Here is a 26,514-nt window from a genome sequence, read left to right on the forward strand (position 1 = left end):
GGTTCGGCCCTGGGGGGCTTTTTTTTATCTCGGGGAATCCGATCATGGCTGTCGCAATTTACCTCGATACGCTGTTGCTGCTGCTGGTCACCGCGGCGGCGCTCAAGGACCTGGAAAGTCGCCGCATCCCGAACCGGCTGCTGGCCTCCGGCATGTTCGGCGCCCTGGTCCTGCACTTGCTGTCGCCGCAACCGGTGGATGGGCTGCTCGCCTGGCTGGGCGGGGCGGCGACCGGACTCGCGGTCTTTCTTCCCTTTTACCTGGTCCGCGGCATGGCAGCCGGGGACGTCAAGATGATGGCGGCCGTGGGCGCCTTCGCCGGCCCCGGCGACGCGCTGCGCATCGCCATCCTGGCCTGGTGCGCGGGCGGCGTGATGGCGCTCGCCGTGATCGTCTTCAAGGGCCGCCTGCGCATGGTGTTGTCGAACCTGTGGGGGATCGTGCGGCCCACGCTGCTGCGCCTGCCGCGCGCGCCGATGCCCGGCAGCGCCGGCGGCCCGCCCAGCGCCGGATCGATTCCCTACGGGGTGGCGATCGCCGGCGGCGCCATCGCCCTGCTGGTCAGCCGTTATGCCGATCGTCCGCTTCTCTGAAATCCGGTCCTTGCTCTGCCTTTATTGGCTATTTGTCAGGTATCAAGTGTCTGTCGAGGCTGCTCGCTAGAATCAAATCAAGATCTTACGAAACATTTTCATGGGCAGGAGGGTTCATGATTGGAATGTTGTCGGCCACCACGGCCGCCGCCGGGCTCGATGCGTCTGCCTCTGTGTCTGCGTTCGGGACCGGGGCCAGCGCGTCGTCAAGCGATGGCGACGTGACCGCCGTGCTGCCGCGCCAGCCGCGCACCGTGCGCGACACCGGGCTCGATCCGTGCCTGGTGACGGGGCTGGTGCTCAAGGTCCTGCATGCGGGCGGCAAGACGCCCCTGTCCAGGCTCACAGGGCGCCTGCGGCTGTCGGTCAGCGTGGTGCGCGAAGTGTTGCAGGGCCTGGTCGCCGGCCAGCAGGCCGAAGTCGCCTATTCGGGCGATACCGATCTCGACGTGCACTATCAGCTCACCGTCGCCGGTGCGCGCGCCGCCGGCGAGCACCTGGCCGAGTCGCGCTATGCCGGCCCGGCGCCGGTGACGCTGGCGGCCTGGCGTGCGGTGGTGGCGCAGCAGTCGCAGCGCCAGCCGGATGCGCCGCGCGTGGCGCGCACCGAACTCGAGGCGGTGCTCGACGGCGACGGCCTGGAACCGGCGACGCGCGAACTGATCGGCGCGGCCCTGTATTCCAGCCGTCCGCTGCTGCTGTACGGCCCGTCCGGCAGCGGCAAGACCACGCTGGCGCGCAAGTTCGCGCGCCTGCGCCAGGATCCGATCGCGGTGCCGTACGCGGTGCTGGTCAACCACGAGATCGTCCAGCTGCACGACCCGGCCCTGCATCCGGCGCCGCTGCAGATGCGCGGCCTGGAAGAACGCCGCAGCTGCGACGCCCGCTGGCAGTTGTCGCAGCGGCCGCTGGTGCACGTCGGCGCCGAGCTCACGCGCGACATGCTGGAACTGCGGGTGGACGCCGCCAGTGGCGTGCTGCGCGCGCCGCCTCATATCCTGGCCAATAACGGCCTGCTGGTGCTGGACGACCTGGGCCGCCAGCGGATGCCGGCCGGCGAGCTGCTGCATCGCTGGCTGGGCGCGCTCGAGGCCGGCCAGGACCACGTGACGGTGCCGCACGGCCCGAGCCACGCGCTGCCGTTCGACGTCGGCCTGGTGCTGGCCACCAGCCTGGCGCCCGAATCAGTGCTGGACGACGCCTGCCTGCGCCGCATCGGCTACCGCATCGCCGTGGGGCCGCTGTCCGAAGCGAGTTACCGCGCGCTGCTGCGGCGCCAGGCGCGGCTGCGCCGCATCGAGGTCGACGAGGCGGCGTTCGACTATCTGATCGACGAACTGCACCGCCGTACCCGGCGCCCGCTGCTGGCCGCCTGGCCGCACGAGCTGCTGGGGCGGATCGCCGATTTCGCCGGCTGCGCCGGCCGCGCGCCGCGCTGCGACGTGGACGGCCTGGTCCAGGCCTGGAGCAGCCTGTTCGGAGCCAGCGCCCTGCCGCCCGCGCTGCCTTGTGCATCGAACCCAGCGGCGGTGAAGCGGGAAGACAATGAAGGGGGTGCGCGATGAAGAACAAACGTGCCGTGATCATGATGGCACTGGCGGTGGTGCTGGGCCTGCTGGCGGTGGCGCTGGCGGCAAGCTGGCTGCTCAATGCCCCGGGCGCGACTGCCGGCCGGATCGTCGTCGCCAGGGCCGACGTCGACATCGGCCAGCGCCTGACGCCCGAGATGTTCAAGCTGGTCGACTGGCCGACCGACAGCGTGCCGAAGGGCGCCTTCACCGACCCCGCGCCTTTGAGCGGGCGGGTCTTGCGCAGCAGCCTGCTCGCGGGAGAACCGATCAGCGAAGCCAAGCTGGCCCCGGCCGGCACCCTGGGCGGCCTGTCGGCCCTGATCACCGAGGGCAAGCGCGCGATCACGGTGCGTGTCAACGACGTGATCGGGGTGGCCGGTTTCACCCTGCCGGGTAACTACGTCGACATCATCGTCAGCACCGAGACCATGCCCGACCCCAATGCGACCCGGGCGCGCGAGCAGAGCATCTCGAAGATCGTGCTGGAGCGGATCCTGGTGCTGGCGGTGGCGCAGGAAGTCAACCGCGACGAGACCAAGCCCAAGGTGGTCAATGCCGTCACGCTCGAGGTGACCCCGGCCGAGGCCGAAAAACTGGACCTGGCGCGCAGCGTGGGCACGCTGTCGCTGGCGCTGCGCAACCAGGTCGATCCGGCCGCCGCCGCCACCCTCGGCGCGACCAAGGAAAACCTGCTGCCCGCGATCGCCGCCGCCGCGCCGCCGCCGGTGGTGCGGGCCCCGCCGCGGCCGCGCGTGCAACAGGTGCGCGCGCCGGCCCCACCCAAGCGCGACTGCATCAGCGTCATCAACGGCCTGCACGCTTCGCAGGAATGCTTCTGACCACCGACTGGATCGATCATGAAACGACGTCCCTCGATCATATTGCGCGCTTCCCTTGTCGCCGTCCTTGCAGCGCTGGCAGGCCCTGCCCTGGCCACTGCCGCGCCCGCCACCGCCGCCGCGCAAAAGGCGGCGGAACCGAAGCCGGCGCCGAAGAAACCGGCGCCGGCCCGCACCGCGAGCGAGCCGCCCGCGCACATCACCGAAGGCTGCCGCGGCGAGGCGGCGCGGCCGGCCGCGATGGCGCTCCAGATGGGCAAGTCGACCATGCTGCGCCTGCCCGAGAAGGTAGCCCGGCGCAGCGTCGGCGACCCGGCCGTGGTGCAGGCCATGCTGGTCGCCCCCGACACCCTGTACATCGCCGGGGTCGACGTCGGCAGCACCAATATGATCGTGCAGGGCCGCAGCGGCTTGTGCAGCGTGATCGACATCACCATCGCGATGGACCCGAGCGGGCTGGAAGCCACGCTCAAGGCCGCGATGCCGGACGAACAGGACATCCGCGTGATGGCGGCCAACGACAGCCTGATCCTGACCGGCACCGTCAGCGACGCCACCGCAGTGCAGCGCGCGGTGGAGCTGGCCGGCGCCTATGTGCGGCGCCCGCTGCGCCAGCTGCCGGCGGCCGACAAGGATAACGAGACCGACGGCGTGATCGTGGTGGGTCGCAGTGGCGCCACCGGCGGGGGCGGCGGTGGGGCCAGCGGCGCCGGCGCCCGGGTGGTCAATCTGCTGGCGGTGAGCGCGCCGCAGCAGGTGCAGCTCGAGGTCAAGGTGGCCGAGGTCTCGCGCACCCTGCTCGAACGGCTCGAGACCGGCACCCGCTTCAGTTTCGGCTCCGGCAGCTGGACCACCACCCTGGCCACCGATTTCCTGAGCGGCCTGGCGGGCGGCAGCCTGTCGGGACTCAAGACCAATGGCAATCGCTTCGCCGTCGAGGCCGACAAGCTCGATGGCCTGGTGCGCATCCTGGCCGAGCCGAACGTGCTGGCCATCAGCGGCCAGGAAGGTTCCTTCCTGGCCGGCGGCAAGTTCTACATCCCGGTGTCGCAGGACGACGACCGCGTGACGCTGGAAGAGAAGGAATTCGGGATCGGCGTGCGCTTCACCCCGACCGTGCTGTCGGGCGGGCGCATCAACCTGAAAGTGGCGCCCGAGGTGTCCGAACTGTCGCGCGAAGGGATCGGCATCACTGCCAACGGCATCACCGGCACCGCCATCATGCCGCTGGTGACCACGCGCCGCGCCAGCACCACGGTGCAGCTGCACGACGGCCAGAGCTTCGCGATCGGCGGCCTGGTGCGCAACAACCTGATCGCCAATATGAAGGGCTTGCCGGGCCTGGGCGAAATTCCTGTGCTGGGCGCGCTGTTTCGCAGCACCGACTACCAGCAGGACCGCACCGAGCTGGTGTTCGTGATCACGGCGCGCCTGGTCAAGCCGCTGCCGGGCGGCAGCCACGTGCTGCCCACCGACGGCCATGTCGTGCCGTCGCGCGCCGGCCTGATGCTGGGCGGGCGGCTGGAAGGGGAGTCCCCCGCCGCCGCGGCGCCTTCCGGCGCGTCGGCCACGTCACCGGCCACACCACCGGCTGCGGGGCAGACCGCAGGCGCGGATACCGGGCGCTTCGAACTGACGCCGGCGGCTTCGAACTGATATAGGGGAATGCGATGCGAACCACATTCACACGCTGGGCGGCGCTGGCGCTGCTCGCCTGCGGCGCGCCGGGATGCGTCTCGACCACGCCGGACTGGGATGCGCGCTTCGGCGCGGCCACCCGCAACAACCTGGCGGCCCAGGTGATCGACCCGAGCGCCGCCGCCAGCGGCAATCCCGCCCTGGGCCTCGATGGCCGCGCCGCGCGCGCCGCCATCGACAACTACCAGCGCTCGTTCGCCCGGCCCGAAACCGGCCAGCCGGCGGCGATGGTGGACCAGTGATGGACGCGCGCGCGGCAAAGGTCCTCCGTCCGGGGCTGCCATGAGAGCGCTCCTGATCAGCCGTGACAGCCACCTGTACGCGGAGCTGGCCTCGCAGGGCGCGGCGCGGGTGCCGCCGCTGCACCTGGCCGCCACCCGCGCCAGCCTGCGCGAGGCGCTCGACCGCCCCGAACCCGACGCCCCGCAACTGGTGATCGTCGACGCCAGCGGGCTGGAACCGTCCGAATCGGGCCTGCTCGAGCGCCTGGGCCGCCAGTATCCGGGTTCGCAGCTGATGCTGCTGACTAACCAGCACCAGCCCGACCTGTTGATCACGGCGATGCGCGCCGGCGTGCGCGAGCTGCTGCAACTGCCGCTGGTGCACCGCGCCTTCCACGAGGCGATGGACCGGATCGCCACCGCCGCCGGCGTGTCGAGCCTGCGCGAAGGCAAGGTGCTGGCCTTCATCGCCTGCAAGGGCGGCAGCGGCGCCACCTTCATCTCGGCCAACTTCGGCTACGCGCTGGCCACGCTGGCGGGCAAGAAGGTCCTGCTCATCGACCTGCACGGCCAGTTCGGCGACGCCGCCCTGTACGTGTCGGACCAGAAGCCGGCCATGACGATGTCGGACGTGTGCGCCCAGATCGCGCGCGTGGACGGGCCCTTCCTCGAATCGTGCCTGGTGCACGTCACGCCCGGCTTCGGCGTGCTGGCCGCGGCCGACGATCCTGGCCACGTGAAAGAGGCCAAGCCGGAACACATCGACACCATCCTGCGCGTGGCGCGCCAGAACTACGACTACGTGCTGCTCGACGTCGGGCGCCAGATCGACGCGGTGTCGCTGCGCGCGCTGGACGTGACCGACACTATCTATCCGGTGCTGCAGCTGGCGCTGCCCGACATCCGCGACGCGCGGCGCCTGCTTGACATCTTCCGCTCGCTGGGCTACGTGCTGGACAACATCCGCCTGATCGTCAACCGCTACGAAAAGGGCGGCAAGCTGCGCCTGCAAGACCTGCATGCGGCGCTCGGCTGCGAGGTGGTGCACACCTTCCCCAACGACTACGTCGCGGTGACCGATTCGGTGAACCAGGGCGTGCCGGTGCTGCAGCTGTCGCGCTCGAGCTTTGCCGCGCGCAGCCTGGCCGAGATGGTCGAGCTGGTGACCGCGCACCGGGTCCAGGAAAGCCGCGGCCTGCTGGACCGCCTGTTCGGGCGCCAGGACGCCGATTACTGATCTATCACTGACCCATTACCGAGCCAGCCACGAAAGACGCCCATGTCCCTTCGCGAACGACTTGCCTTGTCCGGCCAGGAGCGCATCACCGGCGGCGGCGCCGAGCTGCAGGATGCGCCCAACCAGGCCTACCAGGAACTCAAGAAGCTGATGCACCAGATGATCCTCGACCGGATCGACCTGGAGCGCCTGAAGCGCCTGACCGCCGAGCAGTTCAAGCACGAGCTGGCGCTGCTGGTCCAGCGCATCATCGAGGACGAGCGCATCGTCCTGAACCAGCACGAGCGGCACCACCTGGTGCTCGACATCCAGCACGAGATGCTGGGCTTCGGCCCGCTCGAGCCGCTGCTATCCGATCCTTCGATCTCGGACATCCTGGTCAATACCGCGAACAAGGTCTATGTCGAGCGCCGCGGCCGGCTGGAGCTGACCGAGATCACCTTCCACGACAACGCCCACCTGATGAAGATCATCGAAAAGATCGTCTCGCGCGTGGGCCGCCGGGTGGACGAGTCGAGCCCGATGGTCGACGCCAGGCTGCCGGACGGCTCGCGGGTGAACGCGATCATTCCGCCGCTGGCGGTGGACGGGCCGATCCTGTCGATCCGCCGCTTCGGCGGCAGCCCGCTGACGGTGGAGAACCTGCTCGAGTATAAAAGCGTGACCACGCCCATGATCCGGGTGCTGGAAGGGCTGGGCACGGCCAAGGTCAACATCCTGATCTCGGGCGGCACCGGCAGCGGCAAGACCACCTTGCTCAACCTGATCTCGGGCTTCATCCCGGCCACCGAACGGGTGGTGACGATCGAGGACGCGGCCGAGCTGCAGCTGCGCCAGCCGCACGTGGTGCGCCTGGAGACGCGCCCGCCGAACATCGAGGGCAAGGGCGAGGTGCCTCAGCGCGCGCTGGTGCGCAACGCGTTGCGCATGCGGCCCGACCGCATCATCCTGGGCGAGGTGCGCGGCCCGGAAGCGCTCGACATGCTGCAGGCGATGAACACCGGCCACGAAGGGTCGCTGGCCACCATCCACTCGAACACCCCGCGTGACGCGCTGTCGCGGCTGGAGAACATGGTCAGCATGGCGGCGGTGAACCTGACGCCGCGCGCGATCCGCCAGCAGATCGTGTCGGCGGTGACGGTGGTGGTGCAGGTCTCGCGCCTGACCGACGGCACGCGCAAGCTGGTCAGCCTGCAGGAAATCACCGGCATGGAAGGCGAGATCATCTCGATGCAGGAGATCTTCCGCTTCGAGCAGAGCGGGGTCGACGTCGACGGCAAGGTGCTGGGTCACTTCAGCGCCACCGGCGTGCGCCCGCGCTTCGCCGACCGCCTCAAGCTGTTCGGGGTCCCGGTGTCGGACGATTCCTTCGATCCCGACCGCAGGTTTGACTGAACCGGGTGAATGAACCGAGTGACTGAGCTGATCGACTGAGGGCGCATATGGACGGCTTGTTCTATGGCTTCGTGGTGCTGGTGTTCGCGGCCGTGATCCTGGCGGTCGAGGGCTTCTATCTGTGGTGGATGAGCACCCATGGCGCGGCGGCGCGCCGCATCGCGCGCCGCCTGCAGATCATGTCCGGCGGCGTGAGCGGCCGCAGCGGCGAACGGATCTCGATCCTCAAGCAGCGCCGCTACAGCCGTTTCCCGGGGCTGGACCGCCTGCTGCATCGCTTCAAGCCGGCGCAGCGCATCGATGCGCTGCTGGTGCAGGCCGGCGCCACCTGGTCGGTCGGCCAGTTCCTCGCCGGCTCGCTGGCCTGCCTGGTGGCGGCCCTGGTGCTCACCTCCGATGCGGTCAGCTCCTTCACCGTGCCGCTGCCGGCGCGCCTGCTGGCCTGCGTCGGCGGCCTGGTCCTGCCGTGGTGGCTGCTGCACCGCATGCGCATGCGGCGCCTGGTGCGCATCGAGCACCAGCTGCCCGAGGCGGCCGACTTCATCGCACGCGCGCTGCGCGCCGGCCACTCGTTCACCAATGTGCTGCAAATCGTCGGCAACGAACTGCCCGAGCCGCTCGCCGGCGAGTTCCGCATCACGCGCGAGGAAATCAATTACGGCGTGCCGATGAACGAGGCCCTGCACGGCCTGGCCGAGCGCATCCCGCTGACCGACCTGCGCTACCTGATCATCGCGGTGCTGATCCAGCGCGAATCGGGCGGCAACCTGGCTGAAATCCTCGGTAACATCAGCCAGATCATCCGCGCCCGCCTGAAGCTGGTGGCGCACGTGCGCGTGCTGTCGGCCGAGGGCCGCATGTCGGCCTGGATCCTGGGCCTGCTGCCGTTCGGCGTGATGGGGGTGATGCTGGTCAGCAGCCCGGACTACGTGCGCATGCTGTGGACCGATCCATCCGGGGTACGCCTGCTGTGGTACGGCCTGGGCATGATCGTGTTCGGCGTGCTGTGGCTGCGCAGGACCATCCGCATCCGCGTGTGAGGCTCCCATGAACTTTTCCCAACTGTTTTTCCTGCTGATCGTCTTCGCCGTCGTCTGCCTGTTGGCCTGGGTCGCGCTGGTGCTGTTCGCGCCGCTGGCCCTGCGCGAGCGTTTGCGCCGCTTCCTCGGTCCGCGCACTGGTCCGGAAGCGGGCGTGCGCTGGATCGAGCGCGTCGCCAGCGTCGCCCGTCCCCTCACCAGGCTGTCGATCCCCGAGGAAGGCTGGGAAAAATCGACCCTGCGCACCCGCTTCATGAACGCCGGCTGGCGTCATTTGTCGGCGCCGACGCTGTACTTCGCGTCCAAGACCGCGCTGGCGCTGCTGGTGCCGGCCGTGTGCGCGCCATTCCTGGTGCTGTATGGCTCGTCCCTGAGCGGCAGCAAGGTGCTGGGCATCCTGCTGCTGGGCGCCGCCTTCGGCTACTACGCGCCCAACGTGGTGCTCGAGCGCCTGGTGCAGCGCCGCCGGCGCGAGATCTTCGAGACCATCCCCGATGCGCTCGATCTCTTGACCGTCTGCGTCGAGGCCGGCCTGAGCCTGGAGCGGGCGCTGGTCAAGGTGGCGGCCGAAATCCACATCAAGAGCGTGGTGCTGTCGCAGGAGCTGCAGCTGGTGCTGATGGAGATGCGCGCGGGCTTTTCCAAGGAAAAGGCGCTGCGCAACTTCGCGCTGCGCTCGGGTGTGGACGACGTCGACACCCTGGTCGCGATGCTGATCCAGTCCGAACGCTTCGGCACCAGCGTCGGCGACTCGCTGCGCGTGCATGCCGAGAACCTGCGCCACAAGCGGCGCATGATGGCCGAGGAAACCGCCGCAAAAATCGGCCTCAAGCTGCTGTTCCCGCTGATCTTCTGCATTTTCCCGACGCTGCTGATGGTCCTGCTCGGACCGGCCGCGATCCAGATCTCGCGCACCCTGGGTTCCATGCCCTTCGCGCGCTGAAAGGAGTGAACCCATGGGACGCACCCTCAAGATGACCCGCCTGGCGCTGCTGTGCGCGGGCCTGATGGCGTGCTCGCCGTTCGGCTGGCGCGCCGCCTTCGACAGCGGCGCGCAGGCCGAGCAAACCTATCGCACCGGCCGCGCCCAGCATCTGGCGCAACAGACGGACGCCGCCCGCGCCGCCTACGAGGCCGTGCTGCGGCTGGAACCCGGCCATCCCGGCGCGCGCAACGGCCTGGCGACCCTGCACGCCGAATCACGTTATCTGGAACGGGCGATCGCCATCTGGCGCGAGCTGACCGCGTCGATCGGCCTGGATGCGGGACCGGGCAAGGCTTACCTGTTCGCCAACCTGGGGCAGGCTTACCTGCTCAATGGCGAACATGGGCAAGCGCGGGGCGCGCTGGAGCGGGCCTGCCTGCTCGACCCGCTCAATCCGCGCGCCTGGCAGCTGCTGGGCGACGCCCTGGCGGGATCGGGACAGGCCGAGCGCGCCGCGCAGATGCACCGGCAGGCGGCGGCGCTGCGCCAGCACGACCTGCGCGCGGACTTCGCCGCCGCCGGCGGCAAGACCGGGGTGGCGCCGCTCGGCCAGGCCCTGGCCGCACCAAAGCCGCAGGCCCACCCTGACTGGTCCCAGTCCTATATCCATGTCGGCGTGGACGGCATGATGGAGTTACGGCGGGTGGAAGGGGCACGCTTGGCACACGAAGCACGCGAGGCGCCGGCGCCGGCTGCGGTAGCGCGCCTGGAAATCCGCAACGGCAATGGCGTGACCGGCATGGCGCGCGCGCTGTCGAACCGCATCGACGAACCGGGCATCCGGGTGACGCGCCTGTCGAACGAGCCGGGCTTCGCGGTGTCGCACACCCGCATCGAATACGAGGCGTCCCATGCCGACGCCGCGCGCAGGCTGGCGCAGCGCCTGGGCAGCACCCAGCTGCGCGAAGTCGACCCCGGCGCGCCCGTCAACCTGCGGCTGGTGCTGGGCCGCGACCAGGCGCGCCACGGCACGGCCCTGCGCCTGGCCCCGCCCGCGCCGGCCGCGGACCAGCAGCTGGCTTACCGGTAGCGTTCCAGCCACCAGCCGTATTGCGGCGGCAGGATGGCGAACGGGTTCTCGACGCCCAGCTCCTTGGCCGCGCGGAAGGCGTAGTGCGGATCGGCCAGGTGCTCGCGGCCGATCATCACCAGGTCGATCTGCTCCCCGGCCACCGCCTGGTTGGCCACCTGCGGGTCGCCGATATACCAGGACGACGCCACCGGCAGGCCGGCCTCGTCCCGCACGCGCCTGGCGACCGGCGCCAGGAAGCCCGGACCCCAGGGAATCTTGACGTCGGGGACGGTGAAGTTGACGCTCACGTTCAGCATGTCCAGGCCGGCTTCGCGCATGCGGCGGGTGAGCTCGATCGATTCCGCCAGCGTCTCTTCGTCGCGGCCGTCGTATTCGATCACGCCCATGCGCGCCGTCAGCGGCAGGTGTTCTGGCCACACCTCGCGAACCGCGGCCAGGGTCTCGAGCAGGAAGCGTCCGCGGCCATCGAGGTCGCCGCCGTATTGGTCATCGCGACGGTTCGAATGTGGCGACAGGAAGGATTGCGCCAGGTAGCCGTGGGCGAAGTGCAGCTCCAGCCATTCGAAGCCGGCGGCCAGGGCGCGGCGCGCGGCGTCGACGAAGCCCTGGCGCACGCGGGCGATGTCGTCCAGGGTCATCTCTTGCGGCACTTTCGGCAGGTCGCCGCCGAAGGCGAGGGCGGATGGGGCGATGGTCTGCCAGCCGTCCGGCGCGTCGTTCGGGATGTGCGCGTTGCCGTCCCATGGACGGTTCGCGCTCGCCTTGCGGCCGGCGTGGCCGATCTGGATGCCGGCCACCGCGCCGGCGGCCTTGATCCCGGCGGCGATGGCGGCCATGCCGGCCACTTGCCCGTCGTTCCACAGGCCGGTGCAGCCCGGGGTGATGCGGCCTTCCGGCGTGACGGCCGTGGCCTCGACGATCACCAGGCCAGCGCCGCCGCGCGCGATCGAGGTGTAGTGGGAGAGGTGCCAGTCATTGGTGACGCCGTCGATGGCGCTGTACTGGCACATCGGCGGCACCGCGATGCGGTTGCGCAGGGTGACGGATTTGAGGGTGAAGGGCGTGAATAATGCGGTCATTGGTGCTTTCCAGGTGATGCTTCGACACGCAACGGCGCGCCGCACGGCAAATGGCCGCCCGGGTCTGTGGTCGCTGTGGGAAGAAGATCGGGGATTGTCGAATCGGTCCTGGCATGCACCCTGTGTCAGGGTTGCGTGCCTGGCCGTATTCTCGCACCGATGCGGATTGTCTGCAGGAGGCGGCCATAAATGCTGGCCGCCCGCCCGGGCCGTCAGGGCGCGGCCTTGCGATACACGCGCACGTAGTCGACCAGCATCTTGCGCGGGAACGGTGTAGTGGCGTCCGGATAGCCCGGCCAGTAACCGCCCACGGCCAGGTTCAGGAGCACGAAGAAGGGATGCTCGAATACCCATTCACCCTTGACCGTCGCGGGCGTCGCGGTATGGTAGTGGATGCCGTCGCGGTACCAGCGAATCTGTTGCGGCTCCCATTCGACGGCGAACACGTGGAAGTCGTCGCCGTACTCCGCGCCCTCGAGTGCGCTGGCGCGGCTGTTGGCGTGCTCGCCCGAGTAGCCCGGCCCGTGCAGGGTGCCGTAGGCATTGGCCGGCTCCTTGCCGATGATTTCCATGATGTCGATCTCGCCGCTCTTGGGCCAGCCGACCTGGCCGATGTCCGCCCCCAGCATCCAGAACGCGGGCCAGATGCCCTGGCCCTTCGGCACCTTGATGCGCGCCTCGTAGCGGCCGTACTGCGTTTCCTTCAGCCCGGCCGTCTTGAGCCGCGCCGAGGTGTAATCCTTGCCTTCATGGCTTTCCTTGCGCGCCTCGATCACCAGGTGGCCGTCTTCCACGCGCACGTTCTCGGGCCGGTCGGTGTAGAACTGCATCTCGTTGTTGCCCCAGCCATGGCCACCGGTCTCGGGGAGCCATTTAGTGCGGTCCAGCGCGGCGCCGTCGAATTCATCGCTCCATTCGAGGGTCCAGCCGGGCAGGCTGCTGGTGGCGGTAGCGGTGGTGGCGGATTGTGTGGCGCAGCCTGCGCTGGCGGCCAGCGCGAGCAGCGCGGCCAGCTGGGTCAAAGTCTTCATATGTCTCCTTTGGCGAGCAGTCATCGCGCCGTGGGCGTCGTCGCCCGCTGCTGCCTGACGTGCTTCATGATGTTGAGGAAGGTGTCGGTCCAGTACTCCCGGCGATGCGCGGCAAGGAAGCGGACCAGCTCCTCGTGCGCCTGCGATGACACGCTCAGATGATCGCCGCCGATACCGTGGAAGGTGAACGCGATCATGGTGCCGCGTTCCCCCGCCTGCTTCACCAGCGCGATCAGTTCGGCGCCGCTCGCGCCGACCGGCGCGACCGAGGCCACCCGGTAGGGATCGACGGCCGCCATCGAGGCCGGCACGCCGGGACCGGGGCCGGCCTTGATCGCCACGAAGCTCGCGTGCAGCGCCGGCAGGTAGTCGCCGCCGAGGGCCTGTACGTCGAAGCAGGGGGCGGTATAGGTGCGCTCGCGGCGGCCGTCGATCGCAGTGAGCATCGTGTTGGCGAGCAGGACCTGGTCTTGCATCTGTTCGCGCGTGGTGGTGTCCAGGTTGCGGTGCGGAGCGACCCAGGCACGGTCCGGCCCCGCGCCGGAACACTGGTGGAACAGGCTGTGGTTGCCCAGCTCATGGCCGCCCCTGGCCGCGGCGCGCCAGTCCTCCATGCGCCCGGCCACCGGCTCGCTGGACAGCTGCAGGAAGAACGTGCCCTTGATGCCGTGACGGTCGAGCGCCGGGATGGCGTTGTCGAGCTGGGAATCGAGGGCGTCGTCATAGGCCAGGCTGACCGCCGCCCGCGCGCCGCCGGGCCAGGCAAAGGTGGCGTCCTGCGCATGTGCAGGGCCAGCGACGACGAAGGTAACGCCGGCCACGAGCACGGCGATCCGGGTGATGAGGCGGGCAAAAGGTCGAGCAGTAGCGCAGGCAATCAAGTGGTGCATCCATGCTCCATTTTGGAAACGTTACCATAACGTCAACCGACTATAGCATCGCCGAAAAATAGGTGTCAACGAGGGAAACGACAGGGTGCACGGTTTTTCCGTAATCGGCGCTCACTCTTGTGCTGCACCAAAGTGTTGCAAAACTACGTCAAACATCGGAAACGCACCATGGATATTCGGTTGACAATTTTTTTTCCTAACCCTAATATTCAGTCAAATTCATGGAAACGTTTCCATGACGCGAACAAGTCAGCTTCGTTCCCCCAAATGGCCGACCAGGCCCAGGAGCCGAGGACACATGAAACAGCGCGACGCGCACCGGGCAATCCACGCGACGAGGCCACCGGCACCAGCCGGCGGCCTCGTCGCGCCGCTTGGCGCGCGCCGCAGGTTTTCCTGGTCGGGAGGTGACCAGGCAAGGATGTAGCAGCGAGTAGCGGAAACACGACGCATGCCGCAGTGCGTCCGATTTGGCGGAGACACCGTAGCTAGGCGACGGTCATATTTATAAAAAAACAGGAGAAGACATGTACTACCCGAAGGCGAAAAAGACTCTGATCAGCCTGGCAGTTGCCAGCGCATGTTCGGCATTCATCCCGGCATTCGCGCAAGAACAGGCGACCACGCCGGCCGAGACCGCGACCAGCGCCCCTAACCAGGCAACCGACGCCGCCAGCAACCCCACCGGCTCGATCACCGGCCCGGCGCAGCCGGGCGCCCAGACCGTGGTCGTGACCGGCATTCGCGCCAGTCTCGAATCGTCGCTGAACCTCAAGCGCAATGCGCAGGGCTTCGTCGACGGCATCGTCGCCGAAGACATCGGCAAATTCCCCGACACCAACCTGGCCGAATCGCTGCAGCGTATCTCGGGCGTGTCGATCGACCGCGAAATCGGTGAAGGCTCGAAGATCACCGTGCGCGGCGTGGGCCCCGACTTCAACCTGGTGCTGCTCAACGGCCGCCAGATGCCGGTCTCGAACCTGGGCGACCGTAACGGCCGCGCCTTCGACTTCGCCAACATCGCATCGGAAGCGATCTCGCAGCTGCAGGTCTACAAATCGAGCCGCGCCGAGACCCCGACCGGCGGCGTCGGCGCGACCATCAACGTGATCACCGCGCGTCCGCTGTCGCGCCCGGGCATGCATGCCAGCATCGGCGTCAAGGGCGTGCACGACACCTCGGCCACCAACCTGCCGGACGGCCTGCAGAGCGGCGACAAGGTCACCCCTGAAGTCTCGGGCATCTACTCCAATACCTCGGCCGATGGCCGCTTCGGCATCGGCATCTCGGCCAGCTACCAGGAGCGCAACCTGGGCTACAACCGCGCCTCGGTGCCGAATGGCTGGAAAGGCCCGTTCCGCGGCGACGACACCCAGTGGGGCACGATCCCGCAACCGGATGCATCCGGCGCGACCCCTGGCATCGTCAACCGTCCGGGTCCGAACGACCTGTACCAGGTGCCACAGAACCTGAACTACAACCTCTCCGGCGTGCAGCGCGAGCGCACCAACGGCCAGGTGGTGTTCCAGTTCGCCCCGAACAAGGACCTGACCACCACCCTCGACTACACCTACTCGGAAAACAGGATCCACACCCGCCGCAACGACATGTCGGCGTGGTTCAACTTCGGCCCGTCGTCGAGCAGCTGGACCGACGGTCCGTTCGCCGCGCCGCTGACCTACACCGAGATCATCCCGCTCGGCGTCAACGACATCGCCATGGGCGCCTCCGACTTCGCCACCAAGAGCGAGAACAAGTCGCTCGGCTTCAACACCGCATGGCGCGTGAACTCGGCCCTGCGCCTCGAACTCGACGCCCACAGCTCGTCGGCCGAATCGACGCCGGACAGCCCATGGGGTTCGAGCAATGTGATCGGCACGGCGAGCTTCAGCCGCGGCAACACCACCGCCGACTTCACCCAGGACTTCCCGGTCCTCTCGATCGAAGGCGCGGACTTTTTGCGTTCGCCGCAGCAGGTCACCGGCTCGGTGTTCGAGAACGGCTACATGAAGACTGAAGTCGACCAGATCCAGACCCACGGCAGCTGGAAGGTGCTGGAAGCGTCCGAATTCAAGTTCGGCGTCGGCGCCACCAAGGTGAAATACCGCTCGGCTTTCTCGGTACAGCAGCGCGACACCTGGGGCGGCGCGACCCAGGCGTCCGACTACCCGGCCAGCCTGTTCACGCCGGATAGCCTCTCCAAGTACTTCGACCAGGTCGACGGCAGCGGCAATCCGAACCTGTTCAACCGCTTCCACACCTTCAACTTCGGCCAGATCCGCGACATCGTGGCGCAAGCCTCGGGCCTGCCGCACCTGTACCTGCCGAAGACCACCTACGACACCGACCGTCGTACCGAGGAAAAGTCGAAGAGCCTGTACCTGCAGTTCAACACCGAGTGGGATACCCGCTACCCGATCAATACCGCGTTCGGCGTGCGCTACGAGAAGACCGACGTCAGGTCGAGCGCGCTGGTGCAGGTGCCGACCGCGATCAGCTGGGTCTCGCAGAACGAGCTGCCGGTGCTGTTCGGCGACTCGGGCTTTACCACGCTGGACGGCAGCTACAACCACGTCCTGCCAAGCTTCGATGCCGATATCGCGTTCCGTCCCGACTTCAAGGGCCGCTTCAGCTACGGCGAGACCATCGGTCGTCCGCGCTACGACCAGATCGCCGGCGGCCAGGTCCTTGACACGCTGGCGCGCGTCGAAGGCGGCACCGGTTCGCAGGGCAACCCGGCGCTGGAGCCGGTCAAGTCGAAGAACATCGACCTGGCGCTCGAGTGGTACTACGGCCGCCAGAGCTTCGTCTCGATCAACCACTTCCGCAAGCACCTGGATAACTACGCCGGCCAGTCGCAGATCATCGCCCAGCCGTTCGGCGTGCGCACCCCGGTGGGCGGCGCCTACTGGAACGCGGCGCTGGCCAACGGCTGCGTGGTCGCGGATACCACCTGCATCCGCAACTACATCTTCCGCAACTTCAACGGCCAGGAAGGCGTGGTGCGCGGACCGGACAACGCGACTGGCGACGCCACCGGCACCATCACCGCGATCGGCTCCGATCCGATCGCGGACTTCCGCATCACCTCGTACTCGAACCAGAAGAAGGCGCGCATCCGCGGTCTGGAATTCAACGTCCAGCACATGTTCGGCAACAGCGGCTTCGGCGTCCAGGCCAACTACACCTACGTCAATTCGGGCCTGAAGTACAACAACAACAGCTTCGGCGAGCAGTTCGCGCTGGTCGGCCTGGGCGACTCGGCCAACCTGGTGGGTATCTTCGAGAACGACAAGTGGAATGCGCGCGTGGCCTACAACTGGCGCGACGAGTTCCTGTCGTCGACCTTCGACGGCCAGGGCCCTAACCCGAACTATGTCGAAAAATACGGCCAATTGGACGTGAGCGTCGGCTACAACGTGAACGACAACCTGTCGCTGTCCTTCGAAGGCATCAACCTGACCGACGAGATCCAGCGCACCCACGGCCGCACCAAGAACCAGGTGCTGTTCGTGACGCAGTCGGGCCCACGCTACATGGTGGCCGCACGCTACAAGTTCTGATCGGGGCTTTGCCTGTGCCGTCGTTCGGGAGTAGACTTCCCGGATGACGGTATTGACGGCGGGTCGGCAACAGCCGGCCCGCCGTTGTCGTTTCACTGACACCCATTACAAGATAACGAGACATCCATGCCCAACATCGCCCTGCTGAACAATATCGAGCACAAGGACCTGCGCATCATCCACGGCCATCGCGCTGGCCTGGGCAGCGAGGTCGCCTGGGTGCCGACCTTCGCCGACGAATTCCGCTCTCTGCAGGCGCACTATCCGATCATCTTCCGCCAGCTGGACGACGGCGCCAACTACGAGGCGATCGCGCTGCTCGGCTTCCAGCAAGACGAGAACCTGTTCCTCGAGGACGGCCGCTGGGATGCGCCGCTGGTGCCGTGGCTGCACGAGCGCCTGCCGTTCTACATCGGCCGCAACGGCGACGAACTGATGATCCAGGTCGACCTGGATCACCCGCGCATCAGCACGACCGAGGGTGAACCGGTGTTCAAGCCGCATGGCGGCAATACCGACTTGCTCGAGAAGATGAGCCAGACGCTGTCGAACATCCACAACGGCGTGCAGGCCAACGCGGGCTTCCTCGAGGCCCTCAAGCGTTACGAGCTGCTCGATGCCTTCGTGCTCGACATCGAGTTCGACAACGGTGAAAAAGCCCGCGTGGGCGGCTTCTTCACCATCCATGAAGAACGCCTGGGCGCGCTCGACGGCGCCGCGATCGCCGAACTGCATGCGGCCGGCTACCTGGCGCCGATGTACTTCGCGCTGGCCTCGCTGTCGCACTTCCGCGACCTGATCGACCGCAAGAACCGCAGGAACGCGCGCGATGGCGGCGCCCGTTAAAGCTGTTCGCGAGGTCGCCGGGCTGCGTCCCGCCGACCTCGGCCCCGAGATCCTCGCATCCACCGAGCCGCTGCTCTTGCGCGGCCTGGTGGCCGACTGGCCGGTGGTACAGGCCGCGCGCTCGTCACCGCAGGCCGCCATCGCCTACCTGCGCCGCTGGTATGTCGACGCCACCGTCAATGCCATGCTCGGCGCGCCCGAGATCGACGGCCGCTTCTTCTACAACGAGGCGCTGGACGGCTTCAATTTCCAGCCCATGCGGGTGCGGCTCGATGCCGTGCTCGATGAACTGGAAAAGCACCTGGCCACGTCCAAGCCTCCGGCGATCTACGTTGGTTCCACCACGATCGACGGCGCGCTGCCGGGCTTCAGGGGCGAGAACGATGTCGACCTGGGCCCGCGCGATCCGCTGGCCAGCATCTGGATCGGCAACCGCACCCGCATCTCGGCCCACTACGATTTGCCCGACAACCTGGCCTGCATCGGCGCCGGCCACCGCCGCTTCACCCTGTTCCCGCCAGGCCAGCAGCACAATCTCTACGTCGGCCCGATCGACCTGACCCCAGCCGGCCAGCCCATCAGCCTGGTGGATTTCAGGAATCCCGATCTCGAACGCTTTCCGCGCTTTGCCCAGGCGCTGGAACAGGCCCAGGTGGCCGAGATGGAACCGGGCGACGCGATCTTCGTGCCCAGCATGTGGTGGCACCACGTCGAGGCGCTCGATGGCTTCAATGTGCTGGTGAATTACTGGTGGCGCCAGTCGCCGGACTGGATGGACACGCCCAACAACGCCCTGATGCACGCCCTGATGACGGTGCGCGACCTGCCGCCAGCCCAGCGCGCGGCCTGGGCCGAACTGTTCCGCCACTACGTGTTCGAGGCCGATGCCGAGACCGCGGCCCACATCCCGGAAGCCGCACGCGGCCTCTTGGCGCCGCTCGACGACGATGCCTCGCGCATGGTGCGCGCGCAGCTGCTCAAGCGCCTGAACCGATAATAGAAAAGGCCCGCAGCATGCTGCGGGCCTTTTTTCTTGCGTCGACGTCGATTACTCGGCGGCGATCTTCTCTTTATGCAGCTTGGCGTACTTCACGCCGTAGTACATGATGAACAGGTAGCAGGCCGCCGGCACCAGGAAGGAGATCTGCAGGCCGATGGTGTCGGCCAGGATGCCCTGCGCGAACGGCACCACGGCGCCGCCGACGATGGCCATGCACAGGATGCCCGAGCCCTGGCCGGTGAACTTGCCCAGGCCATGCAGCGCCATGCTGAAGATGGTCGGGAACATGATCGAGTTGCACAGGCCCACGGCCACGATCGCCCACATCGCCAGGCTGCCCTCGGTGAAGGTCGCGGTCAGGACCAGCGCGATCGAACCGAGCGCGGTGACCGCCAGCGATTTACCCGGGCTCACATAACGCATCACCGCGAAGCCGATGAAGCGGCCGACCAGGGCGCCGCCCCAGTACATGCTGACGTAGCGCGCCGCATCGGCGTGCGACAGACCGGCGATGTGCGGCTCACCGATGAAGTTGATCAGGAAGCTGCCGATGCTCACCTCGGCGCCGACGTACAGGAAGATGCCCAGCGCGCCCAGCACCAGGTGGCGGTACGACATCGCGCCGCCCTTGGCATCGACCGCGGTGGTGGTGTCTTCGAAGGCGATCTTCGGCAGGCGCGCCATGGCGAACATCACCGCCAGCAGCACCAGTGCGGCGGCCAGGCCCAGGTAAGGTCCTTGCACGGCGGCGGCTTCGGCCGCACGGTGCGCGGCCTGTTCGGCCGCCGGCAGCAACGCCAGTTGGTCGGCCGAGAGCACGACCGTCGACAGGATCAGGATGCCGCCCAGCGCCGGCGCCACGGTGGTGCCGAGCGAGTTGAAGGCCTGGGTCAGGGTCAGGCGGCTGGCCGCGGTGCGCGCCGGTCCGAGGGCGGTGACGTAGGGGTTGGCCGCCACCTGCAGGATGGTGATGCCGCTGGCCAGCACGAACAGCGCGAACAGGAACATGCCGTAGCCGCCGTTCGAGGCAGGGTAGAACAGGGCGCAGCCGGCGGCCGCGATCAGGAGGCCCGTGACGGCGCCGTTCTGGTAGCCCAGGCGGCGGATCAGTGCGCCGGCCGGCAGCGAGACGATGAAATAGGCGCCGAAGAAGCAGAACTGCACCAGCATCGCCTGCATATAGGTGAGGGTGTAGATCGACTTCAGGTGCGGGATCAGGACGTCGTTCAGCGACGTGATCAGGCCCCACATGAAGAACAGGATGGTGACGATGACCAGCGCACCGGTGTGCTGGTTGCGCTCCCCTTCCACGGCCGCGCTGGCCACGGTGGGGTTCTGGATTGGGTTCTGCATGGAGTCTCCGTTGTTATTGCAGAGTAGCGATATGACCCGACAGCATAGCCGAAACCCCGCGCAGCGCGGGATATTGTTCGGTTATTAAGTATGTCGGAATGCGCGACAGATAGTCACCAAGACGCCCCTTGTCCTCGAAGCGTGCGCGGAACGCCGATTGTTCGAAGATGGGGCCCAGGCGTGGCACGATGCCGCCGCCAATATACATGCCGCCGGTCGCGCCGAGGGTCAGCGCGACGTTGCCGGCCACGCTGCCCAGGATGGCGCAGAACACGTCGACCGAGCCGCGGCAGTCGATCGATGACCCATCCAGCGCCGCCGCCGTGATGTCGGCCGCCTTGAGACGCTTGCCGGTGCGGGCCCAGTGGATCAGCTCCATGCCCATCCCCGACAGCAGGCGCTCGGCCGAGACGTGGCCGTACTCTCCCCACAGCGCTTCCAGGATCGACACTTCGTCGCGGGTGACGGGCGCGAAACTGACGTGCCCTCCTTCGCCGGACAGCGGGATCCAGCGCTCGCCGGCCGGCACCACACCCGAGACGCCAAGGCCGGTGCCGGGGCCGAGCAGGCCGATTGTCCGGTTCGGCAGCTCGATGCCGCCGCCGATCTGCCGGCGGCCGTCCTGGGCCAGGTGCGGCAGCGACATCGCCAGCGCGGCGAAGTCGTTCACCATCAAGAGCGTGGTCAAACCCAGTTCGACGCGCAAGGCTTCGATCGAAAAGCTCCAGTGATGATTGGTCATCCTGATCTCGTCGCCCTCGACCGGATTGGCGATCGCGATCGCCGCATGGCGAACGGTGTCGACCGCGAATCCGCGCACCCTGGCATTGGCCAGGTAAGCGCGCATCGCCTCGCCCAGGCTCGGGTAGCCGGCGGCCGCCAGCACCTCGATGTCGTCGAACCCCGCGCCCGCAAGCGACTGCAGGGCGAAACGCGCGTTGGTGCCGCCGACGTCGGCCAGCAGCCGCAGCTCAGTGGTCACCTCTTGCGTCATTTCAGTTCACCGCACTGCACGGCGCCTGCTTCCTTCGCCGCGCCGCCGGCGATCTCGATATTGGCGAAGGCCGCCGAGAATGCGGCATCGCTGGTGACGGCGAACGGCGTATCGACCTTGGCCAGGTCGAGGCCCTTGGCCTGGAAGCAGGCCAGCGGAATCGCGACGGTGTTCTTGGCGCCGACGGCCAGGCGCTTGAACAGGGCCGTCGCATCCAGGTCGACGCTGGTGGAACCCTGGCGCATCGACAGCGTCACCTTGCCGGCCGGCGCCTTGGCGACGATGGTGTCGAAGCGCAGCGCGCCATCCTTGACCGCTGCCGCCGGCAGCGTGATGGCGCGTGCGCCGCGTGCTTCCAGCGTGGCCGGACCGGTCCAGGCGCCCAGCTTGGCGTCTTGCTGGGTGTTGACCTGGGCGGTGGTGACGGTGATGTTCGGCAGCTTGAAGCTGGCGTTCAGGTCGGCGCCGAGCACGGTGGTTTGCTGGCCGCTGCGAATGGCCAGTGGATAGCTCAGGCGGTCGGCCTGGCTGAACACCGGGAAGGTGTTGCCGGCGCTGCAGCCGCCTTGCGGATAGCTTTCATCGAGTTTACCCAGCTTGGAGCGGGTCGCGACCTTCAAGCCATAACCGTAGGCGAACAGCGGCGCGTAATCCTTGTCGCCGACGTTCAGCTTGATCTGGCAAGCCGACTTCGGCCACGAGAACGGCAGCACGCCGCGGAAGTCGTGGCGCTGCTGGCCTTCGACCAGCAGGTCCGACACGCCCTTGCCCTCGGAGCCCGGCAGCCAGGCCGAGATGAAGGTGTCCGAGAGATTCAATAGGTCGTTGGCGAATACCGGACGGCCGGTGACCATCACCGTGACCACCGGCTTGCCCTTGCCGCCGACGGCTTTCAGCACGGCGAGATCTTCCGGATAGCGGCTGCTGTGGCGCAAGGTGCCTGACGGGTGGATGTCGCCGTCGCCTTCGGCATACGGACGCTCGCCGATGACGGCGACCACGACGTCGAACTTCGACACGTCGACGCCTTTCGCGTCGAGGCTGAAGGTGACGTTGTCCTTGCCGGCCGCTTCACGGATGCCGGTCAGGATGGTGTCGGCATTCTTGAAGTCGGCATTGGTGGTGGCGGTGCCCTGCCAGGTGATCGACCAGCCGCCGCTCTGGTTCGACAGCTCGTCGGCGCTCTTGCCGACCACGAGGATCTTCTGGCCGCGCTTCAAGGGCAGGGCCGGGCCTTCGTTCTTGAGCAGCACCAGCGATTCGCGCACCGCCTGGCGCGCCAGCGCGCGCGCCTGCATCGCGTCGTCCTTGCCGGCATGGGCGTTCTGCACCGGGCTCTTGTCGAACAGGCCGGCGCGCAGCTTGACGCGGATGATTCGCGACACGGCGTCATCGATGCGCGACATCGGGATCTCGCCGCTTTCCACCTGCTTGATGGTGTTGGCGATGAAGGCCTTCCAGTCGTCCGGCACCATGATCATGTCGTTGCCGGCGTTGATCGCCTGGGCGCAGCTGTCGTTGCGGCAGCCCGTCACTTCGCCGATGCCGTTCCAGTCGGTGACGACGAAGCCGTCGAAGCCCATCTTGGTCTTGAGGATGTCGGTCAGCGCGTACTTGCTGCCATGGAGCTTGCCGTACGCCTTGCCGCTGGCCGTGTCGGTCCAGCTGTTAAACGAGGACATCACGGTCTGGGCGCCCGCCTCCAGGGCCGGGAAGTAGCCGGCGCCGTGGATGTTGATCAGGTCGCGCTCGGTGGTCTCGGTGACGCCGCGGTCCTTGCCGTTCCTGGTGCCGCCGTCGCCGATGAAGTGCTTGGCGGTGGCGATGGTGTTGGCGTCGTCCTTGAACGCGCCCTGCATGCCCTTCACGTATTCGCCGGCATAGCTGCGCACGACTTCCGGATGCTCGGCATAGCTTTCGTAGGTGCGGCCCCAGCGGTCGTCGCGCACCACGGCCAGGGTCGGGCCGAACACCCAGGCGATGCCGGTCGCGCGCACCGCCTTGGCGGTGGCGGCGCCGATCTCGCGCATCAGCTGCGGATTGCGCGCCGCACCCAGGCCGATATTGTGCGGGAACAGGGTGGCGCCCGGCACGTTGTTGTGGCCGTGGACCGCATCCGTTCCCCACACCACCGGCACCTTGATCGCCATGTCCGTCTTCATCGAGGCCTCGTGGTAGGCCTGGGCCAGCGCCAGCCATTCCCTGGCGTCGGCCGCCTTGTTATTGTTTGGCCAGCTGCCGCCGCCGTTCAGGACCGAACCGAGGTAGTACTTGGTCACATCCTCGGGTTTGGTGGTCTTGATCTCGGGCTGGGTCATCTGGCCGACCTTCTGGGCCAGGGTCATCTTGCTGACGATTTCCTGGACCCGCTTCTCGATCGCGTCGTCCTTCTTGATGGCGCTGGTCACGCGCGGCCAGTCGGCCAGCCTGGTGTCGACTGGAGCGGCAGCGCCGCAGATGGCCGGCAGGGCCAGGGCGATGGAAAGGGCCAGCGTGGAAGGACGAAGCTTGAAGGTCATGGGTTGTCTCGCTTTATTGTTCGTTGAAGTAAACGCTTATTCGTAGAGGCTCATTCCTGGCGCAGGAAGGAACCATACCATTTGCCGCTGTTCTTCAGGCGGCGCTGCTGGGTGGCGTAATCGATGTGCACCAGGCCGAAGCGGCGCAGATAACCTTCGGCCCATTCGAAGTTGTCGAGCAGGCTCCAGGCGAAGTAGCCCTTGATCGGCGCGCCCTGGTCGATCGCATCCTTCATGGCGGCCAGGTGGCGCATCAGGTAGTGGCGGCGCTGGACGTCGTCGATCTCGCCATCCGGGCCGACGGCATCCTCGAAGGCCGAACCGTTCTCGGTGACGTACATCGGACCCGGATGATAGTCGTTCTCGATGCGGGTGAGCAGTTCAGTGAAGCCTTCCGGCGACACCGGCCAGCCCATCGCGGTGATCTCGCCGCTGGTGGTCGGCAGCACTTTCGCGTCGAGCGGCGCGTGGCCGGCTTCATGCCTGATCACTTCGGGGAAGTAGTAATTCACGCCCATGAAGTCGGTCTTGACGGCGATCGCTTCCATATCGCCCGGCGCGACGTCGGGCGCCGCGGCGCCGAACCGTTCGCGCGTGGCTTCCGGGTAGCCGCGGCCGAACAGCGGGTCGAGGAACCAGCGGTAGCGCAGGCCGTCGTGGCGCTCCATCGCGGCCTTGTCTTCTGCGCTGTCGCTGGCGGCGCGCAGCGGGTGCAGGCTGACCGCCATGCCCACTTTCGCATCCGGCACGTTGGCGCGGATCAGCGGCACTGCCTTGCCATGCGAGACCAGCACATTGTGGGCGACCTGCAGCGCGGCCTTGAGGTCGGTCTTGCCCGGCGCATGCCAGCCTTCGAAGTTGCCGATGATGGCCGTGCACCACGGTTCGTTGTGGGTGATCCAGTGCTTGACCCGGTCGCCCAGCGTGCGCGTCATGGCGTCGGTGTACTCGAGGAAGGCGTCGATGGTGGCGCGGTTTTCCCAACCGCCGGCATTTTGCAGCGCCTGCGGCAGGTCCCAGTGGTACAAGGTGGCCCATGGCTGCAGACCGCGTTCGAGCATGCCGTCGACCAGGCGCGAATAGAAGTCCAGTCCTTGCTGGTTCGGCTGGCCATTCACGCCGGTGTAGATGCGCGGCCAGGCGAACGAAAAGCGGTAGGCGTTCAGGCCCATGCCGCGCGCGATGTCGAAGTCTTCCGGCCAGCGGTGATAGTGGTCGCAGGCCACCAGGCCATCGGAGCCGTCGCGGATCGTGCCGGGGGTGGCGGCGAAGCGGTCCCAGATCGATTCCACGCGGCCGTCTTCACGGCCGGCGCCTTCGATCTGGTACGACGAGGTGGCGCAGCCCCACAGGAAATCGCGGGCGAAATCGCTGCGCTGCGGCGCGGAAGGCTCGGGTCGGTTGGCAGTGGTCATGGTCTCGCTTCAGGTTTTGGTGTTGTACTCAATTAAATTTTGGGACAGCTTAACAAGACATTGGAAAGCTTTCCAGTCCGGCGCCAAAAAAATGGCCGCATGCGGCCGTGGATGAGGCAAACACGCCTCACTCACTTTTACCTTTGCCTTTGCTCTTGCCGCTCTTGTCGCTTTTGGCTTTGGCGCCAACCCTGGCCAGCGAGGCGCGCATGGTCACGTCGACCGGGAAGCTGCGCGCCACCGGGCGCTTCAGGTCGTAGCAGCGGTTGAGCAGGGCGTTGATGCCGTTCTGCGTCATTTCGCGCCACGGCATGTGCACCGAGGTCAGGCGCGGCGCCGAGAATTGCGCGCTCGGCGTGTCGTCGTAGCCGATCACCGACAGGTCGCGCGGCACGCTGATGCCGGCCTCCTGGAAGTACGACAGGGCGCCGACCGCCATCTCGTCATTGGCGCAGAACAGGGCGGTGCACGGCGTCTTCGATTCGACCAGGGCCTTGGCGGCATGCCAGCCGCCCTGCGGCGAGAAGTCGCTTTCGACCAGCCACACCTTGTCGGTGTCGACGCCAGCGGCCTTCAGTTCGTGCATGAAGCCGTCGATACGCGCCACGTTGTCGACCAGCGCGCTGGGGCCGGCGATGACGGCGATGTCGCGGTGGCCATGCTCGAGCAGGGTCTGCGCCGCCAGCCGGCCGCCTTGCGCATGGTCGACCGTGAAGCACTGCTCCGGGATGTCCTTGAAATCGTGGTTCAGCGCGACGATCAGGCGCCGCTTGCCGCCGAGGGCCGCGATGTCTTCGTCGAGCAGGGCGCTGGTCATCATAATCAGGCCGTCGCAACCGCGCTCGATCAGGAACTCGATGCCCTCGATCGCCTGGTTGCGCGCGTCGCCCAGGCCGACGCCGAAGGCGACCACCATGTGCAGGCCAGCCGCGCGCAGCTCGGTGTCGATGATTTGCAGGATCGGCGTGTAGAAGGTGCCGGACAACACGGGGATGTAGACGCCGACCATCCGGCTGGTGCCGGACAGCAGGGCGCGCGCCGCGTGCGAGGGTCGGAAGCCCAGCTCGTCGATTGCCTTGCGCACGCGTTCGAGCGTGGCCGGCGATACCGAGCCCTTGCCGCTGACCACGCGCGAGGCGGTGCCGAGACCTACTCCAGCCAGCCGCGCTACGTCCTTGATTGTCGCCACCCGCGATCCTATCCGTTCAATGA

Annotated in this window: 21 protein-coding genes; 13 read left to right on the forward strand and 8 right to left on the reverse strand. The window is 67.4% G+C overall.

What is annotated here, in order from left to right:
- Positions 1-44 precede the first annotated feature (44 nt).
- The 10 genes from SOM61_RS05610 to SOM61_RS05655 all read left to right on the forward strand — a co-directional run bounded on the left by SOM61_RS05610 (position 45) and on the right by SOM61_RS05655 (position 10,609).
- Positions 45-593, forward strand: coding sequence for an A24 family peptidase (locus tag SOM61_RS05610; RefSeq protein WP_320473195.1), 549 nt, complete (start codon positions 45-47; stop codon positions 591-593).
- A gap of 116 nt (positions 594-709) precedes the next feature.
- Positions 710-2,158, forward strand: a complete 1,449-nt coding sequence (locus SOM61_RS05615; protein ID WP_320473196.1) for an ATP-binding protein — start codon at positions 710-712, stop codon at positions 2,156-2,158.
- Positions 2,155-3,003, forward strand: coding sequence for a Flp pilus assembly protein CpaB (gene cpaB / locus SOM61_RS05620; protein WP_320473197.1), 849 nt, complete (start codon positions 2,155-2,157; stop codon positions 3,001-3,003). The genes SOM61_RS05615 and cpaB overlap by 4 nt, the downstream gene beginning before the upstream one ends.
- An 18-nt stretch (positions 3,004-3,021) precedes the next feature.
- Positions 3,022-4,659 carry a type II and III secretion system protein family protein gene (locus SOM61_RS05625; protein WP_320473198.1) on the forward strand — a complete coding sequence of 546 codons (1,638 nt, stop codon included), beginning with the start codon at positions 3,022-3,024 and terminating at the stop codon, positions 4,657-4,659.
- Positions 4,660-4,673: 14 nt separating this feature from the next.
- Positions 4,674-4,943, forward strand: coding sequence for a hypothetical protein (locus SOM61_RS05630; RefSeq protein WP_320473199.1), 270 nt, complete (start codon positions 4,674-4,676; stop codon positions 4,941-4,943).
- A 40-nt stretch (positions 4,944-4,983) separates the two neighbouring features.
- Positions 4,984-6,159: a CpaE/TadZ family protein gene (locus SOM61_RS05635; protein WP_320473200.1), complete on the forward strand. Its 1,176-nt coding sequence runs from the start codon at positions 4,984-4,986 to the stop codon at positions 6,157-6,159.
- A 42-nt stretch (positions 6,160-6,201) separates the two neighbouring features.
- Positions 6,202-7,554: a TadA family conjugal transfer-associated ATPase gene (locus SOM61_RS05640; RefSeq protein WP_320473201.1), complete on the forward strand. Its 1,353-nt coding sequence runs from the start codon at positions 6,202-6,204 to the stop codon at positions 7,552-7,554.
- A gap of 47 nt (positions 7,555-7,601) precedes the next feature.
- A complete protein-coding gene (locus tag SOM61_RS05645; RefSeq protein ID WP_320473202.1) occupies positions 7,602-8,594 on the forward strand; it encodes a type II secretion system F family protein in 993 nt (330 codons plus the stop codon).
- 7 nt (positions 8,595-8,601) lie between these two features.
- Entirely contained in the window at positions 8,602-9,537 is a 936-nt protein-coding gene (locus SOM61_RS05650) for a type II secretion system F family protein (protein WP_320473203.1), read from the forward strand.
- A 13-nt stretch (positions 9,538-9,550) separates the two neighbouring features.
- Complete coding sequence (locus tag SOM61_RS05655) at positions 9,551-10,609, forward strand: LytR C-terminal domain-containing protein (protein ID WP_320473204.1); 1,059 nt, start codon at positions 9,551-9,553, stop codon at positions 10,607-10,609.
- On the opposite strand, the gene SOM61_RS05660 is transcribed toward SOM61_RS05655, so the two are convergent.
- The 3 genes from SOM61_RS05660 to SOM61_RS05670 form a co-directional block, all read right to left on the reverse strand.
- A complete protein-coding gene (locus SOM61_RS05660) occupies positions 10,600-11,691 on the reverse strand; it encodes an NADH:flavin oxidoreductase/NADH oxidase (protein WP_320473205.1) in 1,092 nt (363 codons plus the stop codon). The two genes, SOM61_RS05655 and SOM61_RS05660, sit on opposite strands and share 10 nt — an antisense overlap.
- A gap of 212 nt (positions 11,692-11,903) precedes the next feature.
- A complete protein-coding gene (locus SOM61_RS05665; RefSeq protein ID WP_320473206.1) occupies positions 11,904-12,722 on the reverse strand; it encodes a glycoside hydrolase family 16 protein in 819 nt (272 codons plus the stop codon).
- Between the two features lie 20 nt (positions 12,723-12,742).
- A complete protein-coding gene (locus SOM61_RS05670) occupies positions 12,743-13,612 on the reverse strand; it encodes a polysaccharide deacetylase family protein (protein WP_320473207.1) in 870 nt (289 codons plus the stop codon).
- A 527-nt stretch (positions 13,613-14,139) separates the two neighbouring features.
- Here SOM61_RS05670 and SOM61_RS05675 point away from each other — a divergent pair.
- From SOM61_RS05675 to SOM61_RS05685, 3 genes are all read left to right on the forward strand, one after another.
- Positions 14,140-17,175: a TonB-dependent receptor gene (locus SOM61_RS05675; protein ID WP_320473208.1), complete on the forward strand. Its 3,036-nt coding sequence runs from the start codon at positions 14,140-14,142 to the stop codon at positions 17,173-17,175.
- Positions 17,176-17,301: 126 nt separating this feature from the next.
- The gene (locus SOM61_RS05680; RefSeq protein ID WP_320473209.1) at positions 17,302-18,021 is read left to right on the forward strand and encodes a SapC family protein; all 720 of its coding nucleotides are present in this window, start codon (positions 17,302-17,304) and stop codon (positions 18,019-18,021) included.
- Positions 18,005-19,018 (forward strand): cupin-like domain-containing protein, encoded by a 1,014-nt coding sequence (locus tag SOM61_RS05685; protein WP_320473210.1) that lies wholly within the window; start codon positions 18,005-18,007, stop codon positions 19,016-19,018. Before SOM61_RS05680 ends, SOM61_RS05685 begins: the two co-directional genes overlap by 17 nt.
- 51 nt (positions 19,019-19,069) lie before the next feature.
- Here SOM61_RS05685 and SOM61_RS05690 read toward each other — a convergent pair whose 3' ends face one another.
- From SOM61_RS05690 to SOM61_RS05710, 5 genes are all read right to left on the reverse strand, one after another.
- Positions 19,070-20,374, reverse strand: a complete 1,305-nt coding sequence (locus tag SOM61_RS05690; RefSeq protein ID WP_320473211.1) for a sugar MFS transporter — start codon at positions 20,372-20,374, stop codon at positions 19,070-19,072.
- A gap of 13 nt (positions 20,375-20,387) precedes the next feature.
- Positions 20,388-21,356 carry a glucokinase gene (locus SOM61_RS05695; RefSeq protein ID WP_320473212.1) on the reverse strand — a complete coding sequence of 323 codons (969 nt, stop codon included), beginning with the start codon at positions 21,354-21,356 and terminating at the stop codon, positions 20,388-20,390.
- Positions 21,357-21,364: 8 nt separating this feature from the next.
- Complete coding sequence (locus tag SOM61_RS05700) at positions 21,365-23,887, reverse strand: glycoside hydrolase family 3 protein (RefSeq protein WP_320473213.1); 2,523 nt, start codon at positions 23,885-23,887, stop codon at positions 21,365-21,367.
- Positions 23,888-23,937: 50 nt separating this feature from the next.
- Entirely contained in the window at positions 23,938-25,302 is a 1,365-nt protein-coding gene (locus tag SOM61_RS05705) for a GH1 family beta-glucosidase (RefSeq protein WP_320473214.1), read from the reverse strand.
- A gap of 127 nt (positions 25,303-25,429) precedes the next feature.
- Positions 25,430-26,491: a LacI family DNA-binding transcriptional regulator gene (locus tag SOM61_RS05710; RefSeq protein ID WP_320473215.1), complete on the reverse strand. Its 1,062-nt coding sequence runs from the start codon at positions 26,489-26,491 to the stop codon at positions 25,430-25,432.
- Positions 26,492-26,514: the final 23 nt, after the last annotated feature.

The sequence above is a fragment of the Massilia sp. CFBP9012 genome (genome assembly GCF_034045115.1).
Taxonomy (GTDB): domain Bacteria; phylum Pseudomonadota; class Gammaproteobacteria; order Burkholderiales; family Burkholderiaceae_D; genus Telluria.

Coding starts and splice junctions, on each gene's coding strand:
- SOM61_RS05610 (WP_320473195.1), top strand. CDS start 45: ATGGCTGTCGCAATTTACCTCGATACGCTGTTGCTGCTGCTGGTCACC.
- SOM61_RS05615 (WP_320473196.1), top strand. CDS start 710: ATGATTGGAATGTTGTCGGCCACCACGGCCGCCGCCGGGCTCGATGCG.
- cpaB (WP_320473197.1), top strand. CDS start 2,155: ATGAAGAACAAACGTGCCGTGATCATGATGGCACTGGCGGTGGTGCTG.
- SOM61_RS05625 (WP_320473198.1), top strand. CDS start 3,022: ATGAAACGACGTCCCTCGATCATATTGCGCGCTTCCCTTGTCGCCGTC.
- SOM61_RS05630 (WP_320473199.1), top strand. CDS start 4,674: ATGCGAACCACATTCACACGCTGGGCGGCGCTGGCGCTGCTCGCCTGC.
- SOM61_RS05635 (WP_320473200.1), top strand. CDS start 4,984: ATGAGAGCGCTCCTGATCAGCCGTGACAGCCACCTGTACGCGGAGCTG.
- SOM61_RS05640 (WP_320473201.1), top strand. CDS start 6,202: ATGTCCCTTCGCGAACGACTTGCCTTGTCCGGCCAGGAGCGCATCACC.
- SOM61_RS05645 (WP_320473202.1), top strand. CDS start 7,602: ATGGACGGCTTGTTCTATGGCTTCGTGGTGCTGGTGTTCGCGGCCGTG.
- SOM61_RS05650 (WP_320473203.1), top strand. CDS start 8,602: ATGAACTTTTCCCAACTGTTTTTCCTGCTGATCGTCTTCGCCGTCGTC.
- SOM61_RS05655 (WP_320473204.1), top strand. CDS start 9,551: ATGGGACGCACCCTCAAGATGACCCGCCTGGCGCTGCTGTGCGCGGGC.
- SOM61_RS05660 (WP_320473205.1), bottom strand. CDS start 11,691: ATGACCGCATTATTCACGCCCTTCACCCTCAAATCCGTCACCCTGCGC.
- SOM61_RS05665 (WP_320473206.1), bottom strand. CDS start 12,722: ATGAAGACTTTGACCCAGCTGGCCGCGCTGCTCGCGCTGGCCGCCAGC.
- SOM61_RS05670 (WP_320473207.1), bottom strand. CDS start 13,612: ATGCACCACTTGATTGCCTGCGCTACTGCTCGACCTTTTGCCCGCCTC.
- SOM61_RS05675 (WP_320473208.1), top strand. CDS start 14,140: ATGTACTACCCGAAGGCGAAAAAGACTCTGATCAGCCTGGCAGTTGCC.
- SOM61_RS05680 (WP_320473209.1), top strand. CDS start 17,302: ATGCCCAACATCGCCCTGCTGAACAATATCGAGCACAAGGACCTGCGC.
- SOM61_RS05685 (WP_320473210.1), top strand. CDS start 18,005: ATGGCGGCGCCCGTTAAAGCTGTTCGCGAGGTCGCCGGGCTGCGTCCC.
- SOM61_RS05690 (WP_320473211.1), bottom strand. CDS start 20,374: ATGCAGAACCCAATCCAGAACCCCACCGTGGCCAGCGCGGCCGTGGAA.
- SOM61_RS05700 (WP_320473213.1), bottom strand. CDS start 23,887: ATGACCTTCAAGCTTCGTCCTTCCACGCTGGCCCTTTCCATCGCCCTG.
- SOM61_RS05705 (WP_320473214.1), bottom strand. CDS start 25,302: ATGACCACTGCCAACCGACCCGAGCCTTCCGCGCCGCAGCGCAGCGAT.